Below are 16,162 nucleotides of genomic sequence, written 5' to 3'. Positions count from 1 at the left end.
ATCAGACCCCCGCCGCCGTGCGCTGGCGCTCGACCTCGTCGGCCAGGCGTGTCATCCGCTCCGCGACGGTCTCGGCCGTCGGGGAGGTCTGGTAGCCGACGATCCGGCCGTCCGCCAGGTACAGGACGGAGTCGGCGAACGACGCGGCGACCGGGTCGTGGGTCACCATCACGACCGTCTGCCCGGACGTCCGCACCGACTCGCGGAGCAGTTCCAGCACGGCGCGGGCGCTGCGGGTGTCGAGCGCGCCGGTCGGCTCGTCCGCGAACACGACCCGCGGCCGGGTGACCAGCGCCCGCGCGATCGCCACCCGCTGCTGCTGGCCGCCGGACAGCTCCGCCGGGAGGCGGTCGAGCCGGTCGCCGAGGCCCACCCGCTCCAGGACGGCCCGCACCGCCGCCTTGTCGACCCTGCGTCCCGCGAGCTTCAGCGGCAGCACCGCGTTCTCCATGACGTTCAGCGTCGGGAGCAGGTTGAACTGCTGGAAGACGAACCCGACGCGCTGCCGCCGGAACCTGGTCAGCGCGGCCTCGCCGCCGCCGGTCAGCTCGGCGCCGTCCACGAAGACCCGGCCCTCGGTGGGACGGTCCAGGCCCGCCGCGCACTGCAGCAGCGTGCTCTTGCCCGATCCGGACGGGCCCATCACCGCGGTGAACGACCCCGCCGGGAGCGACAGCGACACGCCGTCCAGCGCCGCCACCCGGTTGCCCTCGGCGCCGTAGATCCTGCGCACGCCCTCAAGCCGGAGCGCCTCCGCGGACGCCTCCCCCGCGGCGGGCCTCTCCTGTCCGAACATCGTCCTCACCTCCGCCCGGCGCCCCCTCGCGGGGCGCCTCGGGAACGAAGCTACGGAGGGCGGGCGCGGCCGAGGATGGGTCCAGCACGCCGATCGGGGTAGGCAAAACCCCACCATCGCCGGGGCACCCGCCTTCGCCGCGAGCGCCGGGGGACGGCTAGAGTCGCCTGCGGTGCGCCGGGAAGTCTGGTCGGCAGGTCCCGTGATCCGCATGCCGACCGGGAGGCTCCGTGCAGGCCACCGCCGCGATCGTCGTCTTCGTCGCCGCGTACGTGATGATCGCGTCGGAGAAGGTGCACCGGACGGCGGTGGCGCTCGGCGGCGCGGGCCTGATGCTGCTGCTGCACATCACCGACTCCGAGGGCGCCTTCTTCTCGCCGGAGTCCGGCATCGACTGGAACGTCGTCTTCCTGCTGCTCGGCATGATGGTGATCGTCTCGGTGCTGCGCCGCACCGGCCTGTTCGAGTACGTGGCGATCTGGGCCGCCAAGCGCGCGCGGGGCCGCCCCTACCGGCTGATGGTGATGCTGGTCGTGCTGACGGCGGCGGCGTCCGCGCTGCTGGACAACGTCACCACCGTCCTGCTGATCGCGCCCGTGACGTTCCTGGTGTGCGAGCGGCTCGCGCTGCGTCCCGAGCCGTACCTGATCGCCGAGGTCATGGCGTCCAACATCGGCGGCACCGCGACGCTGGTCGGCGACCCGCCCAACATCATCATCGCCAGCCGGGGCGGGCTGTCGTTCAACGACTTCCTCGTCCATCTGGCGCCGCTGGTCGTGCTGCTCATGATCGTGTTCTGCCTGCTGTGCCGGTGGCTGTTCCGGTCGGCGTTCACCTACGACCCCGACCTCGCGGCGGAGATCATGGAGCTGGAGGAGCGGGAGGCCATCACCGACAGGCGGCTGCTCGCGCAGGGGCTCGGCGTCCTCGCCATCGTGGTCGCCGCGTTCGTGCTGCACCCGGTCCTGCACTACGAGCCGTCCGTGGTCGCGCTGCTCGGCGCCGGGCTGCTCGTCGCCGCGACCAAGGTGACCACCGAGGAGGCGCTCAGCGAGGTCGAATGGCCCACCCTGGTGTTCTTCGCGGGCCTCTTCGTGATGGTGGGCGGGCTCGTCGAGACCGGCGTCATCGGCGACGTCTCCAGGGCCGCCGCCGACGCCGCCGAAGGACGCCTCGGCTTCGCCACGATGCTGCTGCTGTGGGCGTCCGCCGTGCTGTCGGCGATCGTGGACAACATCCCCTACGTCGCGACGATGAGCCCGATCGTCTCCGACCTCGTCCAGCAGCATCCCGGCACCGAAGGCCACGTGCTGTGGTGGGCCCTCGCCCTCGGCGCCGACCTCGGCGGCAACGCCACCGCCGTCGGCGCCAGCGCCAACGTCGTCGTCCTCGGCATCGCCGCCCGCAACGGCACCCCGATCAGCTTCTGGCACTTCACCAAGTACGGCCTCGTCGTCACCTTCGTCACGGTCGCCCTCGCGACCCCGTACCTGTGGCTCCGCTACCTGTAGCCGCTATCCGCTCCAGGAGCGAGGTGTAGCGGTTCCGCCGGTCGGGGCGGGCGCGGCCCTCGGCGTGCCGCAGCGCGGGGACCGCCGCCGCGCCGAGCAGGACCAGCGCGTCGGCGGCGGCCGCGCGGACGGGCTCGCGGGAGTGCGACAGCAGCGCGACGAGGCCCGGGACCGCGGGCTCCCAGGCGGCGTGCCCGAGCGTCCTGGCCGCCGAGCGGACGACGGCGGGCTCCGGATCGTCCAGCAGCCGGATCGTCTGGTCGAGATAGCCGCGCCGGTCCAGGACGCGGCGGGACACGCGGTGCGCGTGCAGCCGGACCTTCGTCTCGGGGTGCGCGATCAGCGCCGCGAGCAGGTCCGCCAGCTCGGGGTCGGCGGCGGCGCCCGCCTCCTCATGGCGTTCGGCGAGCAGGGTGAGCGCGCGCTTGACGGCCTTGGCGCCGCCGTCGCGGGCCTGGGCGAACAGCTCCGCGCGCGAGGGTTCGCGGGCCGTACCGGCGGGACGCTCGCGCAGGGCGTCCAGCGCCTCCTCGTCCCGCCCGGCCGCTCCCGGCGCGCGCAGCGGCCCCTCGACCAGGACGAGCTTGGCGGCGAGGTCGTCGCGTCCCTCGTCGCGGAGCCGCCGCAGCGTCCGGACCAGGTCGGGGGTGCGCAGCACCGGCCTGCCCGCGACGAGGTCGAGCAGCCCCCGGGCGCCGGCGGCGAGGCGCCCGGAGACGGCCGCGGCGACGACGTCGGGTGACGCCCGGCGCAGTGCCCGCCCGGCGGCCTCCGAGGCGGCGGCTCCTCCGTGCTCCCAGGTGTGCAGGAGGCGGGGGACGAGATCGTCCAGGCTCCCGGGATCCAGGTGGACGGCGAGGCGGGCGACCCGCTCCTGGACCGCGCCGTCCCCGGCCAGGTCGGCCTCGGCCGCGTCGGCGAGCGTGCGCGCCAGATCGGGGGTGGCGGGGATGCCGGGCCGCCCGTGCAGGAAGGCCCTGAGCACGGCGAGCCGGGCCTGCGGCTCGGGCCAGCCGAGCAGGATACGGGCGGCCGTCGCCCGCCGCTCCCCCTGCGCGTCGTCCAGCATCGCCAGGAGGCGCCGCCGTTGCGCGCCGGAACGGGGCTGGTCCAGGTCGGCCGGATGGGGCACCCGGACGTCCGGGACGGGACGGCGGGCCTCCTCGGCGATCGTCCAGGGCGGGACGCCGAGCGGCTGCACCTCCAGCATCCAGTCGAGAAGGGCATCGCGCGTATCGGGCGGGGCCTGCGGGGACACTCTGATCAGCGCGTCGAGGACCACGCGCGACGGCGCCCGCGCCCGGTCGCGGGCCTGCCGCAGGGACACGGCGTCACGGACGGCGTCCCCCAGTTCCTCACGGAACGGAGAACGATCGTCGATCGCGTCCTGTCCGAACGCCTCGCGCAGGACGGCCTCCTGCTCCGGGCCCGGGTCTTCTCCGCGCCGCGCGGCGGCCAGCGCCCTCTCGACGTCGCCGCGCGCCGGCGGGACCGCGCACAGGCGCAGCACGACGAGCCCCGCCCGTCCGAGGCCCAGCCCGCGCGCCCGCTCGGCGACCGCCCGCCGCTCGCCGCGCGCGAGCCGGGGGATCGCACCCGTCAGCAGCGCGAGCAGCCGGTCGTGGTCGCCGGTGGCCGCGAGGCCGTCCACCAGGGTTCCGGCGGACCGGGCCAGGACCTCCAGCTCCGCGTCCGGCCAGGGCGGCCGGCAGATCTCCGCGACCAGCCGGACCGCGCCGGGATCAGTGGCCGCCAGGTCCAGCCAGCGGACCAGCAGCGGGCGGAGCCGCCCGTACGGGAGCGTGCCGGGCTCGCGTTCGTGGGCCGCCACGACGCCGCGCGCGATCTCGGCGTCCCAGCCGCCGTCCAGGAGGGCCTCCACGGCCGGTGCCCGCGACGGCGCCCGTCCCCGGACGACGACGCCGCGCCGGGCCAGGGCGGCGACGGCGCGCTCGTCGAGCAGGCCGTCGAGGGTCCGCAGCAGCGGGCCCGGGTCGGCGGCGCGGTCCGCCGCCGCGAGGACGGTCGCGGCGAACGCGTCGCCGAGGATCGCCCGCAGCGCCCCGGCGATCGCCTCGCGCAGGCCCGGATTGTCGTGGCGGCCGAGCCAGGACAGCAGCTTCGGGACGGCACCCGGCGCGCCCGCCCGAGCGAGGGCCGACGCCGCCGCCTTCTTGACGTTCATGGTGGGGTGGTCGAGGCAGTCCGCGATCGCCGGCGCCGCCCAGTCCGCACCGGCCTCGGCCAGCGCGACGATCGCCTGCCGGACGGTCTGGACGTCCCCGGCGGCCGTGAGCGGCACGAGGCTCGCCGACAGCGCCCGCGCGTCCCCGCCGTCCCCGGCGAGGATCGCGACCGCCCTCGCGCGGACGTGCCGGTCCCGGTCCCGCAGCAGCCGGTGCACGCGCGCCCTCGTCCGGTGGTGCGGGGCCCGGCCCACGACGTCCAGCAGCCCCGCCCGCTCGGCCGGCCCCAGCCCCGGGCGTTCCAGGAGGCCGAGGGCCAGGTCCGCGATGAGGGCGTTCCCGGCCTCGGCCGCGTCGGCGGCGTCCAGCAGGCAGCACGGCCGCAGGGCGCCGCGCCGGAACAGCCTGCCGCCCAGCTCGCCGACGGCCGCGAGGACGTCGTCCGGGACGGGCGCCTCCCCCTCCGCCGCGGCCTCCGACACGACGCGGAGCAGCAGGTCGGCGATGGCGGGCAGGGTCGTCGCGTCCCCGTTCGCGGCCAGCCCGCGCAGGGCGGCGGCCGGGTCGCGGGGGTCCGGGTTCGCGCGGAGCAGCGCCAGTTCCCGCGCGTCGGGCCCGCCGAGGTCGGCCGCGATCCGGCGGGGGAGGTCGCGCGGATCGAGCCGCTCCATGATCGCCCGGCGCAGGGCGGGGTCGCCGCCGAGGTGCCAGAGGATCTCCAGGGCCCGGTGCCGGAACGGCCCGAGGTGGGGGGCGACGCCGCCGCCGTCCAGGCCCAGCCCGTCGCGCAGGACCGCGACCGTCCGGGCGCCGCCCACCGCTTCGAGGGCGGCGAGGGCCTCCCGGGGCGAGCGGGGCAGCAGTTCGAGGACGGTCTCCTCCGCCGCCGCGTGCCGGAGCCGGCGGATCGCCCGCAGGAACGGAGCCGGGTCGCCCGCGCGGCGTGCCAGGGCGGTCACGGCGTCGCCGATCCCGAGGTCCGGGGCGCCCTGCTCGTCCAGGGCGGCCAGCAGGTCCAGGCGCCGCCGCGTGTCTCCGCCGCCGGACGTCAGTTCCCGCAGCGTCTCGTGCCTGCGGGGGTACAGGACGACGGCGAGGTCCTCGGCGGGGACGCCGTGATCGGCGAGGGCCAGGCCGACGACGGCGGGGACGTCCCGTTCCGCCGGGAAGTGGCCGCGCCGGTGCAGGCCCGTGAGGCAGGCGACGGCGGGCCCCGCGAGCAGCAGCGGGTCCCGGGCGGCGGTCGCCACGAGTTCGCCCACGTCCTCGCGGGTCGCGAGATCGCCGAGCAGTTCCAGGCAGCGCCGCCGCAGCGCGGGCGGGCGGCCGGGGTCGGCGGCGAGTCCGGCGAGGAGGTCGCCGTGGCCGTGCCGGGCCGCGACCTCGATCGCGGCGGCGGGCCCGGCGTCCAGGAGGCGGCGCATCCGCTCGTGCGGGAGCGGGTCGAGCACCGCCCACGGGGCGGCGAGCTCGCTCAGCGCGTCCGGCACGTCGCGGGCGAGCCCCTCGATGAGGGTCCGCGCGGCGGCGGCGGGCAGCAGCCCCGCCCGCAGCGCCTCCCGGGCGATCCGGAACGCCTCGGCCCGCAGCACCCGGTCGGGACGTCCCGCGAGGTGGCGGACGAGCTCCTCCGGGTCGGCCGGGTCGAGCGCGCCGATCCGGCGCACCGCCTGGTAGAGCGGTTCTCCGGCGGGCTCGTCCCGCACGGCGGCCGGACGGCCGATGATCTCGGCCCGCAGCCGGTCGACCCGGACGGCGGCCGGCGGGCCGGGCGGTGGTGCGGCGGGCATGGGCGGTCCGGCGGTCACCTCTCGTCCCCCTCCTGCTCGACGACCATGATCCTCTATCGGGCGGCCCGTCCGGTGTCCCCCAGGATGGGAAGGATGGGGGCATGGACGAGATACCGGAGGACTGGGAACGGGCGCTGGCGATCGTGGCGCACCCCGACGACCTGGAGTACGGGGGCTCGACCGCGATCGCCAAGTGGACCGCGCAGGGCAAGACGGTGACGGAGGTGCTCGCCACCCGCGGCGAGGCCGGGATCGACTCGATGGACCCCGACGAGGTCCGCCGCGTCCGCAGCGCGGAGCAGATCGAGGCCGCGCGGCGGGTCGGCGTCGACACCGTCGAGTTCCTCGACATGCCGGACGGGATGCTGGAGTACGGGCTGCCGCTGCGGCGCGCGCTCGCGGGCGCCATCCGGTGGCACCGGCCCGAGGTCGTGCTGTCGGTCAGCTTCCGGGAGACGTTCCCCGGCGGCGGGTTCAACATGGCCGACCACCGCGTGCTGGGGCTGGCCGTGGCGGACGCGATCAGGGACGCCGCCAACCGGTGGGTGTTCCGCGACCTCGACCTCGACCCCTGGCAGGGCGTCCGGTTCGCGCTGTTCGGCGGGTCACCGCAGGCCACGCACTACGTGGACGTCACCGGCCACCTGCAGGCCGGGATCGACTCCCTGCTGGCGCACCGCGTCTACTTCTCCAACCTGGGCGCGGAGTTCGACCCGGCGGAGTTCCTCACCGGCATCGCCGTACCGGCGGGAGAGGCCGCCGGGGTCGAGCACGCCATGGTGTTCGAGATGATCGGCGGCTAGCGGCCGGCCGCCGGAGCGGGGTCAACGGCGGGCGTTCGGCCGCTTGCCCTTGTTGTGCTTGCTGCGCTTGCGGGCACGGCGTTTGCGCGTCTTCTTCGACATGCCCCGATTGACCACCCGCCGGGCGGCCCTGACAAGGGTTCGGACGCGCGGCCGGACACGGAAACCCGCCCGGCCGCACGTCCGAAAAGGCGCGCGACACGGGCGGGTCCATGTCTGCGAGGGTCGGCATCCACCGGGAGCCGCCCGGAGGGAACACCGACCACCCCCTTCAGCGGACCTCGGTGATCTCCGGGCCGCGCTCGAACGGGTCGAAGGTCTCCACGGCCTCCTCGCCCTCCTCCTGCCCGGCCTCGCTGAACTCCTTGGGGATCTGGAGTTCCAGCAGGTCGCGGGGCGGCATCGGGGCGTCGCCGCGGACCACGACCACGCCGCGCAGCACGTCCTCCAGGACCTGCCACTGCTCCTCGTCCTCGATCGCGGCGCCCTGCACCACGGCCTGCAGGAACCAGCGGGGGCCGTCCACGCCGAGGAAGCGGATGATCTGCGGCGCCCAGCCCTGCTCGACGAACTCGGCCGGGATCTGGTCGCGGACCTCCTGCGGCATCTCCGCGAGGACCTCCTCGGTCAGCGCCGCCGGGACCATCGCCAGCAGCTCGGGACCGAACGGCCCCTCGCCCTCCTGGATCTGGCCCTGGGCCTCCTCCTGGATGTCCTTGGCGGTCTCGCGCCGCACGTCGTCCCAGATGCCGCTGCGCTTCGGCGCCGCGAACACCTGGAGCTGCATGGCGCTCTCCTCGTACTGGACCAGCACCGCGACGGGACGCCCGTCCAGCGGGTTGCCCTCCTCGTCCACCTGGGTGGCCTCGAAGTTCACCTGGAAGCCCAGACCCGGCGCGACCGGGATCTGGAGGGAACCGAAGTCAAGCCGCTGCAGCTCGGGGAAGGAGTCCTCGGAGTCCCACGGGCCGCCCTCGGCGGACTCCGCCTGGGCGGGGGCATCCTCGGTGGTCTCCGCCGGCTCCTCGGTCGCCTCGGGACCCTTCTCGGGCTCCTCGGCCTGCCGGCGACGTCCAAAAGCCACGACTCACACTCCTTCTCGACTGTGCTCATTGTCCCCGAACGCGCGCGCGCCGCCGAACCCGCCCGTGGAGCCGAGTCCACCGGTTCCGCGCGCCGCCCCGGGAAGGTCGGTGACCTCGTGGAACACCGCCCGCTCGACCCGCTGCACGACCATCTGCGCGATGCGGTCTCCGCGCCGCAGCGTGACCGCGGCGCGGGGGTCGGTGTTCAGCAGGGTCACCTTGATCTCACCCCGATAGCCGGCGTCGACCGTACCGGGTGCGTTGACTATGGTCACTCCCAACTTAGCGCCCAATCCGGACCGCGGGTGAATGAAAGCGGCGTAGCCGTCCGGCAGCGCGATCGCCACCCCGGTGGGGACGACGGCGCGCTCTCCCGGCGGCAGCTCGACGTCCACGGCCGCGACCAGATCGGCGCCCGCGTCGCCCGGGTGCGCGTACGCGGGCAGGGGCAGCTCGGGATCCAGCCGCTGGATCAGCACATCGACCTTGCTCACGGGACCCCACCTCGACGCCTGCCTGCCGGAGAACCACCCGACCCTATCCGCGGCGCGGCGCGCGACCGCCGCTGAAACGCCGCCGCCGCGCGAGTCCGGCAGTTGACCCTACCCGTTCCCGGACGTGACCACTTCCGGAAGGTTTGACCCCGAAGAGTCGGATCACGCGTAGCGTCACCTCTGTTACCCGCGGTGCTTCTGTGGGAAATGCGTCCCGCAGGAAGGGGGCGGCATGGGCTCACCCGAACGCAAGGTCACCCACCGGTCGCTGGACGGCGTCCGGGTCCGGCTGGGCGGCGCCCACGATCTCGGGCGGCCGTGCACGTCGGTCGCGCGGATCGCCGAGCGGGGGCGGCTCCACGAGATCTCCAGCGGCACCCGCGCGGACGCGCTGGCCTGGGCCGAGGACATCGGCGTCGACCGCTTCGAGCAGGAGTTCCGCATCCAGGGCGGGCGGCTGCGGGTGGGCCGGACGTCGACCCGCGACCGCGAGACCGGGCACAGCGACCCCGTCCTCGCCGCCGTGTGGGAGGGGCGCCGGCACGCGGTGTTCACGCACCTGTACCACGGGCGCCCGGCGGACGCCGTGGCGTTCTTCGACACCGTCCGGCTGACCGAGCACGAGGACGGCGTCACCGCCGTCCCGCGCGGCCGGGCCCGCCGTCCCGAACCCGCCGAGATGGTCAAGGAGGTCCCGGGGCTCGGGCTCCTGGAGATCACCGCGCTGAACACGCGGACCCGCAGGCGGCTGCCGCCGTGGCGCGGCGCGTCGGTCGCGGGCGGCGAGCTGTTCCAGGACACCGTCGAGGGCCAGGGCCCCTACTTCCTGCTGGCGCTGAGGTCGCTGCTCGTGACCGTCCTGCCGGAGGAGGACCGGGTGCGCGAGGTCCCGCGGCGGCTCGCCGGGCTGGCGGTCGAGGCGATCCGGTGACCGCGCTGCTCGCCGGGATCGCCGCGGTCACGGTCCCGCTCGTCCTGCTGGCCTCGGTGTTCGGCCAGGTCAGAAGGCCCCGCGCGCTCGCCGCCGCGCTGCGGGCGCACCGCGTGTTCCCGCGCCGGCTGGCGCCCGCCCTGGCCGTGGCGGCGATCGCCGCGGAGGCCGCGGCCGGTGCGGGCCTCGCGGTCGCGCTGCCGCTCCGGCTGGACGGCCCCATCCGGGCGGCCTTCTGGGCGGCCGCCGTCCTGCTGGCCGCCTACGCGCTCTACGGGACGTACGTGTCCCGCACCCGGCAGGGCGTCCCGTGCGGGTGCGCGGGCGACGGCACGCCGATGACCGGCTGGGTCGCCGGACGGGCCGCCGCGCTCGCGCTGCTCGCCCTCGCCGGCGCGCTGCACGGCCTCCCCACCGGCTCGACCGCATACGAGATGTCCATCGCCGTCGCGGCGGGGCTGGGATTCGCGGTGATCCTCTGGACGCTCCCCCGCGCGCTGCTCACGGAGAGGAGGACGGCCGGATGAGCTTCCAGAACAGCGCGCTGCTGCTGTCGTGGGTCGCGATCCTGCTGCTCGCCCTGGTCGTCGCCGGACTCGTCCGGCAGGTCCACGCGCTGAGCCAGGGCGCGCCCCGGCCGGCCGGGCTCGGTCCCGCGCCGGGCACGCCCGCGCCCGCCTTCGACCGGCTCGGGCCCGGCCTGCTGCTCTTCCTGGACCGCGACTGCGGCGTCTGCACCGACGTGCTCGCCGCCGCCGGCGCGCTGGACCGGCCGCTGCACGCGGTCTTCGCGGGACCGCCGCCGGAGGACGGGACGCCGCCCGGCGCGACCGTGCTGACCGGCGAGCAGGACGGCCTGTTCGCCGACTACGGCATCCCCGCCACCCCGTTCGCCGTGCTCGTCGACGCGGACGGCCGCGTGCGGGCCGCGCAACCCGTGGGCTCGCCCGAAGCCCTCCACGAACTGGCCCTGGAGGCGGTCCGATGATCGAGCTGGAGGACATCCCGCCGCTGCGCGGACCGCGTCCCGCCGGGGCGTCGCGCGTCCGGCGCCGGCCCGTCCCGCAGGAGGAGCCGAGGTTCCGGCCGGTGCGGCGCAGCGTCCTCACCGGCCTCGCCGCCGCGGGCGCCACCGCCGGGCTGAAGGCGCTCGGCGTCTTCCCGCCCGCGCGGGAGGCGCTCGCCTCCGGCTTCCAGCTGGTCGGCTACTACGACATCTATCCGCGCTGCCCCTCGTACGCGGCCAACCACAACTGCTCCCCCGGCTGCGGGCCGAGCTACGTGTGCAGCTGGTGCTGCCGGACGAGCGGCAAGTACAAGGGCTTCCACAAGTCGGGCGTCTCCAACCCGGGCTGGTACAAGCTGCGCCCCAACCAGTGCTACGGCGGCGGCTACGACGGATGGCTCTGGGCCTATTCCAAGAGCTGCGGCCAGTGCAAGAAGGGCGTCACGTGGCGCTGCCACGACGGCTGGAAGAAGTCGAAGAAGGGCAACTGGTACAAGACCATCTGCCGTAAAGCGATGGCGTGCAAGAACTGACGGCGGGGAGGCTGCGGCGCGGCCTGACCGACCCGCTCCTGCCGGTCGCGGCGCTCGCCCTCCTCGCGGTCGCCGCCGCCGCCCTGGACGCCGCCGTCCTGTGCTGGTCGTCGATCGGCGCGCTGGCCGGGTTCTCGCTGTCGGGCAGCGTTTGAACGCGCAACAGCGAATCCGTGCTGTTCTCGCCAGGTTGGCGGGCCCCCGTACGGCAGGGCGAGGTCCTGGCCGTCTTCACCTCCGGGCTCCTGCTCGGGGGCATGCTGAGCGCCGCGGTGGTCTGGCTGCTGTCCGGCCTCGCCGCGCCGCTGCCGCACTGGGCGCGGACGTCCGCCGTCCTGGCCGTGGCCGCCGCGGGCGTGGCCCGCGAGGTCGGCCTGATCCGCCTGCCGCTCCCGCAGAACGCCCGCCAGATCCCGCCCGACGTCCTGCAGACCCACCTGCGCCGGGGCACCCTCCAGTTCGGCTTCGAACTGGGCACCGGCGTCCGCACCTACGTCCCGGCCACGGCCCCTTACGTCCTGGCCCTGGCTCTCCTCCTGGCCCGCGGAAGCCTCCCGATCGCCGTGCTGACCGGCGCCGCCTTCGGCGCGGGACGCGCCCTGAGCGCCGCCCTCACCTACCTGGCCCGCGACGAGTACCGCGACACCGCCGTAGCCGCCCGGATGCCCGCCATCAAGACCGCCACGGCGCTCACCTCCTTCACCGCTCTCGCCCTCCTCCTGTGGTGACGGGACGTGACAGAATCGCGGCGGGTCACCGCCGAGGGGGCGCTGGGCGCCATGGCGAAGATCATGCCGTTCGGGACGGCCGTCTTCGCCGCGTTCGTTCCGTTCGCGGCCGGGTCGTGCCCGCTCACGTCCGGGGCGTGGGCGGCGGTGGAGCGGGCCGTCCCGCGGCGGCGGATCGTGCGGGTCGCCTGATTCCCCTTGACGGGGTCGCCGGAGTCTCGGTTCGATAGAACCGAACGAGATTCTAACTATGAGGACGGTGCGCGGTGACGGCGACGGTTCCGGAGACCGGTGAACTGAGCGTGTCGGACCTGGCCTTCTGGGCCCTGCCCCCGGAGCGCCGGATGGCCGAGTTCGCCGAGCTGCGGCAGCGCGAGCATCCGCGGTTCTACCAGGAGCTGAAGCTGCCGTTCGTCAAGCAGGGCCCCGGCTTCTACGCGCTGGCCCGGCACGCGGACGTCGTCGAGGCCAGCCGCACGCCGCAGGTCTTCAGCAGCGAGCCGTGCTCCAACAGCATCGCCGACATGCCCGGGTACCTCGCCCGGTACTTCGGGTCGATGATCAACATGGACGACCCGCGGCACGCCAAGATCCGCAAGATCGTGTCGCGGGCGTTCACCCCCCGCGTCCTGGAGAAGATGGAGACCGACCTCCAGGCCGCGGCGACCAGGATCGTGGACGACCTGATCGAGAAGGGCTCGACGGACTTCGTCACCGACGTCGCCGCACGGCTCCCGCTCCAGGTCATCTGCGACATGATGGGCATCCCTGAGCCCGTCCGCCCGATGGTGTACGAGCGGACGAACATCATCCTCGGCCTCGGCGACCCCGAGTACAGCGGCGGCCGGGACTACACCCGCGACGGCATCACCCGCCTCGGCGCGCTGTACGGGCTCCTCAAGGTGATGGTCGCCGGATACGAGCTGAACCACCTGGCGATGAAGCTCGCGCGGCGGCGCCGCCGGCACCCCGGCGACGACCTGGTGTCCGCGCTGATCTCGGCCGAGGTGGACGGGGAGCGGCTGACCGACCAGGAGATCGGCTCGTTCTTCATCCTGCTCGTGGTGGCCGGGAACGAGACGACGCGGAACGCGATGTCGCACGGCCTCAAGCTGTTCACCGACAACCCGGAGCAGCGCGCCCTGCTGCTGGAGGACTTCGACGCGCACATGCCGGGCGCCGTGGAGGAGATCGTCCGGATGGCGACGCCCGTCATCCAGTTCCGCCGGACGCTGACGCGGGACCACGAGATGAACGGCCACCAGTACCGGCAGGGCGACAAGGTCCTGCTGTTCTACAACTCGGCCAACCGGGACGAGACGGTCTTCGAGAACCCGGACGTCTTCGACATCACCCGCTCCCCCAACCCGCACGTCGGGTTCGGCGGCCCCGGACCGCACTTCTGCCTCGGCGCGAACCTGGCCCGCCGGGAGATCACGGTGATGTTCCGCGAGCTGTTCACCCGCGTCCCCGGCATCCGCGCGTCCGGGGAGCCCGACCGGCTCTTCTCCAGCTTCATCAACGGCATCAAGCACCTGCCCTGCACGTTCTGACCGCCCCGCACGTTCTGACCGCCCCGCATGCTCGGACGCCCCGCCCGGGGCCCGGCGGCGGGCACGGCCACTGAGGCGCTCGCCGTCGCGGACGAGCGAGCGCCCCAGAGCGTCTGGGCGCGGGGAGCGGTGGTCTACGTCGCGGGGGCCAGGACGACGTCGACGGTCAGGTCGGCGGGCGCGTTCTCCAGGGTGAGGTCGGCGATCCGGCCCGCCGCGGCCAGATCCGGCCGCGCGATGTGCGTCACCTCCGCGCCGCGGACGACGGCCCGCGTCACGTCGGCGCGCATCGACGCCTTCGCCTCCGACTTCGCCTTGCGGACCTGGCGGAGCGCCTCGCCGGTCGCCGCGAGGACGGCCGGGTCGCCGCCGGCCGGCAGCTCGGCGGCCGACGGCCAGGACGCCGCGTGCACCGACCCGCGCCGCCACCACGACCAGACCTCCTCGGTCACGAACGGCAGGACGGGCGCGAACAGCCGCAGCAGCACCGACAGCGCCAGACGCAGCGCGGCCCGCGCCGACTGCGCCCCACCCGTCACGCCGCCCGAACCCTCCTCGCCACCGCCGTAGGCGCGGGCCTTGACCAGCTCCAGGTAGTCGTCGCAGAACTCCCAGAAGAACCGCTCCGTGCGTTCGAGGGCCCGCGTGTAGTCATAGCCCTCGAACGCCTCCGTCGCGTCCTGGACGACCCCGGACAGCGCCGCCAGCATCGCCCTGTCCAGCGGCTCGGTGACGGACGCGTCCGGCTCGACCTCGCCGAGGCCCAGCACGAACTTGGACGCGTTGAGGATCTTGATGGCGAGGCGCCGTCCGACCTTGATCTGGCCGGTGTCGAACGCGGTGTCGGTGCCCGGCCGCCCGCTGGCCGCCCAGTAGCGGACGGCGTCGGAGCCGTACTCGCGCAGCAGGTCGATCGGCGTGACGACGTTGCCCTTCGACTTCGACATCTTCTTGCGGTCGGGGTCGAGGATCCAGCCGGACAGCGCGGTGCCCCGCCACGGCAGCGAGCCGTGCTCCAGGTGCGCGCGGACGACCGTGGAGAACAGCCACGTCCGGATGATGTCGTGCGCCTGCGGGCGCAGGTCGTAGGGGAAGACGCGGCCGAACAGGTCGGCGTCGCGCTCCCAGCCGCCCGCGATCTGCGGGGTCAGCGACGACGTCGCCCAGGTGTCCATCACGTCCGGGTCGCCGATGAAGCCGCCCGGCTCGCCGCGCCGCTCCTCGGTGAAGCCCGGCGGGACGTCGGACGACGGGTCGACCGGCAGCGCGTCCTCGGACGGGACGATCGGCCGGTCGTAGCGCGGCTCCCCGGAGCCGTCCAGCGGGTACCAGACGGGGATCGGGACGCCGAAGAACCGCTGCCTGGAGATGAGCCAGTCGCCGTTCAGGCCCTCCACCCAGTTCTCGTAGCGGGCCCGCATGTAGGCCGGGTGCCACTCCAGCTCGCGCCCGCGGGCGAGGAGTTCGGCGCGGACGCCCTCGTCGCGGCCGCCGTTGCGGATGTACCACTGCCGGGTGGTGACGATCTCCAGCGGCTTGCTGCCCTTCTCGTAGAACTTCACCGGCCGGCTGATCCCGCGCGGCTCGCCGTCGAGGTCGCCGGACTCGCGCAGCAGCTCGGCGACGCGCTCCTTCGCGGAGAAGACCGTCTTGCCGGCCAGCTCGGCGTACGGCTCCGCGGCGACGCCCGCGGGCGGGTCGGCGGCCAGGCGTCCGTCCCAGTCGATGATCGCGCGGGTGGGCAGGTTCAGCTCGCGCCACCAGGTGACGTCGGTGACGTCGCCGAACGTGCAGATCATCGCGATGCCGGAGCCCTTGTCGGGCTCGGCCAGCCGGTGCGCGAGGACCGGGACCTCCACGCCGAACAGCGGGGTGCGGACGGTCGTCCCGAACAGCTCCCGGTACCGCTCGTCGTCGGGGTGCGCGACCAGCGCGACGCAGGCGGGCAGCAGCTCCGGGCGCGTCGTCTCGATGTAGACGGGGCGCTCGCCGCCGTGGAACCGGATCCGGTAGAACGCGCCGGGGTGCTCGCGGTCCTCCAGCTCGGCCTGCGCGACCGCCGTGCGGAACGTGACGTCCCACAGCGTCGGCGCCTCCGACACGTACGCCTCGCCGCGGGCCAGGTTCCGCAGGAAGGCGCGCTGCGACGCCCTCCGCGAGACGTCCCCGATGGTGGTGTAGAGGTGGTTCCAGTCGACCGAGAGGCCGACCTGGCGCCACATCTCCTCGAACGCCTTCTCGTCGACCTCCGTGAGCCGTTCGCACAGTTCGATGAAGTTGCGCCGCGAGATCGGCCGCTGGCGTTTCGGGTCCGGTTTCGCCGGCGGCTCGAAGTCGGGGTCGTAGGGAAGGGACGGGTCGCATCGGACGCCGAAATGGTTCTGCACGCGCCGTTCGGTCGGCAGGCCGTTATCGTCCCAGCCCATCGGGTAGAAGACCGCGCGACCGCGCATGCGGTGGAACCGCGCGACGGTGTCGGTGTGGGTGTAGGAGAAGACGTGTCCGACGTGGAGGGACCCGCTCACGGTGGGCGGCGGGGTGTCGATCGAGTAGACCTCGCCGCGCGGCCGGGTGCGGTCGAAGCGGTAGACGCCCCCGTCCTCCCAGGCGCGTACCCACTTCTCCTCCAGGCCGTCCAGGGAGGGCTTCGGAGGAACGTGCGGAGTACGCGGCTGCTCTGTCATGGGGCCAATGGTATTGACATCGGCGCGGATCGCATGCCGATTACCGGCCGCCGAGCGGAGCT

The 16,162-nt window shown here is 74.5% G+C and carries 16 protein-coding genes; 10 read left to right on the top strand and 6 right to left on the bottom strand.

Annotation, left to right across the window (positions count from 1 at the left end):
• Position 1 precedes the first annotated feature (1 nt).
• Complete coding sequence (locus tag SM611_RS06910) at positions 2 to 796, bottom strand: ABC transporter ATP-binding protein (RefSeq protein WP_371948134.1); 795 nt, start codon at positions 794 to 796, stop codon at positions 2 to 4.
• A gap of 230 nt (positions 797 to 1,026) precedes the next feature.
• Between SM611_RS06910 and SM611_RS06905 the strand changes: the two genes are divergently transcribed.
• The gene (locus SM611_RS06905; protein WP_371948132.1) at positions 1,027 to 2,307 is read left to right on the top strand and encodes an ArsB/NhaD family transporter; all 1,281 of its coding nucleotides are present in this window, start codon (positions 1,027 to 1,029) and stop codon (positions 2,305 to 2,307) included.
• On the opposite strand, the gene SM611_RS06900 is transcribed toward SM611_RS06905, so the two are convergent.
• Positions 2,261 to 6,301 carry a HEAT repeat domain-containing protein gene (locus tag SM611_RS06900; RefSeq protein WP_371948130.1) on the bottom strand — a complete coding sequence of 1,347 codons (4,041 nt, stop codon included), beginning with the start codon at positions 6,299 to 6,301 and terminating at the stop codon, positions 2,261 to 2,263. The genes SM611_RS06905 and SM611_RS06900 overlap by 47 nt on opposite strands.
• A gap of 83 nt (positions 6,302 to 6,384) precedes the next feature.
• Here SM611_RS06900 and SM611_RS06895 point away from each other — a divergent pair, with 83 nt between their 5' ends.
• A complete protein-coding gene (locus SM611_RS06895; protein ID WP_371948128.1) occupies positions 6,385 to 7,086 on the top strand; it encodes a PIG-L deacetylase family protein in 702 nt (233 codons plus the stop codon).
• Between the two features lie 21 nt (positions 7,087 to 7,107).
• On the opposite strand, the gene SM611_RS37625 is transcribed toward SM611_RS06895, so the two are convergent.
• The 3 genes from SM611_RS37625 to dut form a co-directional block, all read right to left on the bottom strand.
• Positions 7,108 to 7,188 carry a 50S ribosomal protein bL37 gene (locus SM611_RS37625; protein ID WP_486303772.1) on the bottom strand — a complete coding sequence of 27 codons (81 nt, stop codon included), beginning with the start codon at positions 7,186 to 7,188 and terminating at the stop codon, positions 7,108 to 7,110.
• Between the two features lie 169 nt (positions 7,189 to 7,357).
• Complete coding sequence (locus tag SM611_RS06890) at positions 7,358 to 8,170, bottom strand: DUF3710 domain-containing protein (protein WP_371948126.1); 813 nt, start codon at positions 8,168 to 8,170, stop codon at positions 7,358 to 7,360.
• A 3-nt stretch (positions 8,171 to 8,173) separates the two neighbouring features.
• A complete protein-coding gene (gene dut / locus SM611_RS06885) occupies positions 8,174 to 8,665 on the bottom strand; it encodes a dUTP diphosphatase (RefSeq protein WP_371948124.1) in 492 nt (163 codons plus the stop codon).
• Between the two features lie 232 nt (positions 8,666 to 8,897).
• Between dut and SM611_RS06880 the strand changes: the two genes are divergently transcribed.
• The 8 genes from SM611_RS06880 (at position 8,898) to SM611_RS06845 (ending at position 13,416) form a co-directional block, all read left to right on the top strand.
• Positions 8,898 to 9,596 carry a hypothetical protein gene (locus SM611_RS06880; RefSeq protein ID WP_371948122.1) on the top strand — a complete coding sequence of 233 codons (699 nt, stop codon included), beginning with the start codon at positions 8,898 to 8,900 and terminating at the stop codon, positions 9,594 to 9,596.
• Positions 9,593 to 10,123, top strand: a complete 531-nt coding sequence (locus SM611_RS06875; protein ID WP_371948120.1) for a MauE/DoxX family redox-associated membrane protein — start codon at positions 9,593 to 9,595, stop codon at positions 10,121 to 10,123. Before SM611_RS06880 ends, SM611_RS06875 begins: the two co-directional genes overlap by 4 nt.
• The gene (locus tag SM611_RS06870) at positions 10,120 to 10,584 is read left to right on the top strand and encodes a hypothetical protein (RefSeq protein ID WP_371948118.1); all 465 of its coding nucleotides are present in this window, start codon (positions 10,120 to 10,122) and stop codon (positions 10,582 to 10,584) included. Before SM611_RS06875 ends, SM611_RS06870 begins: the two co-directional genes overlap by 4 nt.
• Positions 10,581 to 11,135: a hypothetical protein gene (locus SM611_RS06865; protein ID WP_371948117.1), complete on the top strand. Its 555-nt coding sequence runs from the start codon at positions 10,581 to 10,583 to the stop codon at positions 11,133 to 11,135. The genes SM611_RS06870 and SM611_RS06865 overlap by 4 nt, the downstream gene beginning before the upstream one ends.
• Entirely contained in the window at positions 11,123 to 11,290 is a 168-nt protein-coding gene (locus tag SM611_RS06860; RefSeq protein WP_371948116.1) for a hypothetical protein, read from the top strand. The genes SM611_RS06865 and SM611_RS06860 overlap by 13 nt, the downstream gene beginning before the upstream one ends.
• Before the next feature lie 18 nt (positions 11,291 to 11,308).
• A complete protein-coding gene (locus tag SM611_RS06855; RefSeq protein WP_371948114.1) occupies positions 11,309 to 11,863 on the top strand; it encodes a hypothetical protein in 555 nt (184 codons plus the stop codon).
• Between the two features lie 6 nt (positions 11,864 to 11,869).
• The gene (locus SM611_RS06850; protein ID WP_371948113.1) at positions 11,870 to 12,055 is read left to right on the top strand and encodes a hypothetical protein; all 186 of its coding nucleotides are present in this window, start codon (positions 11,870 to 11,872) and stop codon (positions 12,053 to 12,055) included.
• A gap of 74 nt (positions 12,056 to 12,129) precedes the next feature.
• Complete coding sequence (locus SM611_RS06845) at positions 12,130 to 13,416, top strand: cytochrome P450 (RefSeq protein ID WP_371948112.1); 1,287 nt, start codon at positions 12,130 to 12,132, stop codon at positions 13,414 to 13,416.
• A gap of 134 nt (positions 13,417 to 13,550) precedes the next feature.
• Here SM611_RS06845 and valS read toward each other — a convergent pair whose 3' ends face one another.
• A complete protein-coding gene (gene valS / locus SM611_RS06840) occupies positions 13,551 to 16,100 on the bottom strand; it encodes a valine--tRNA ligase (RefSeq protein ID WP_371948110.1) in 2,550 nt (849 codons plus the stop codon).
• Between the last annotated feature and the right edge of the window lie 62 nt (positions 16,101 to 16,162).

Source organism: Actinomadura monticuli (assembly GCF_041463655.1).
GTDB lineage: Bacteria > Actinomycetota > Actinomycetes > Streptosporangiales > Streptosporangiaceae > Spirillospora > Spirillospora monticuli.
Note: the sequence above shows the minus strand (reverse complement) of the source record. Positions and strands in the feature narration are given on the sequence as shown.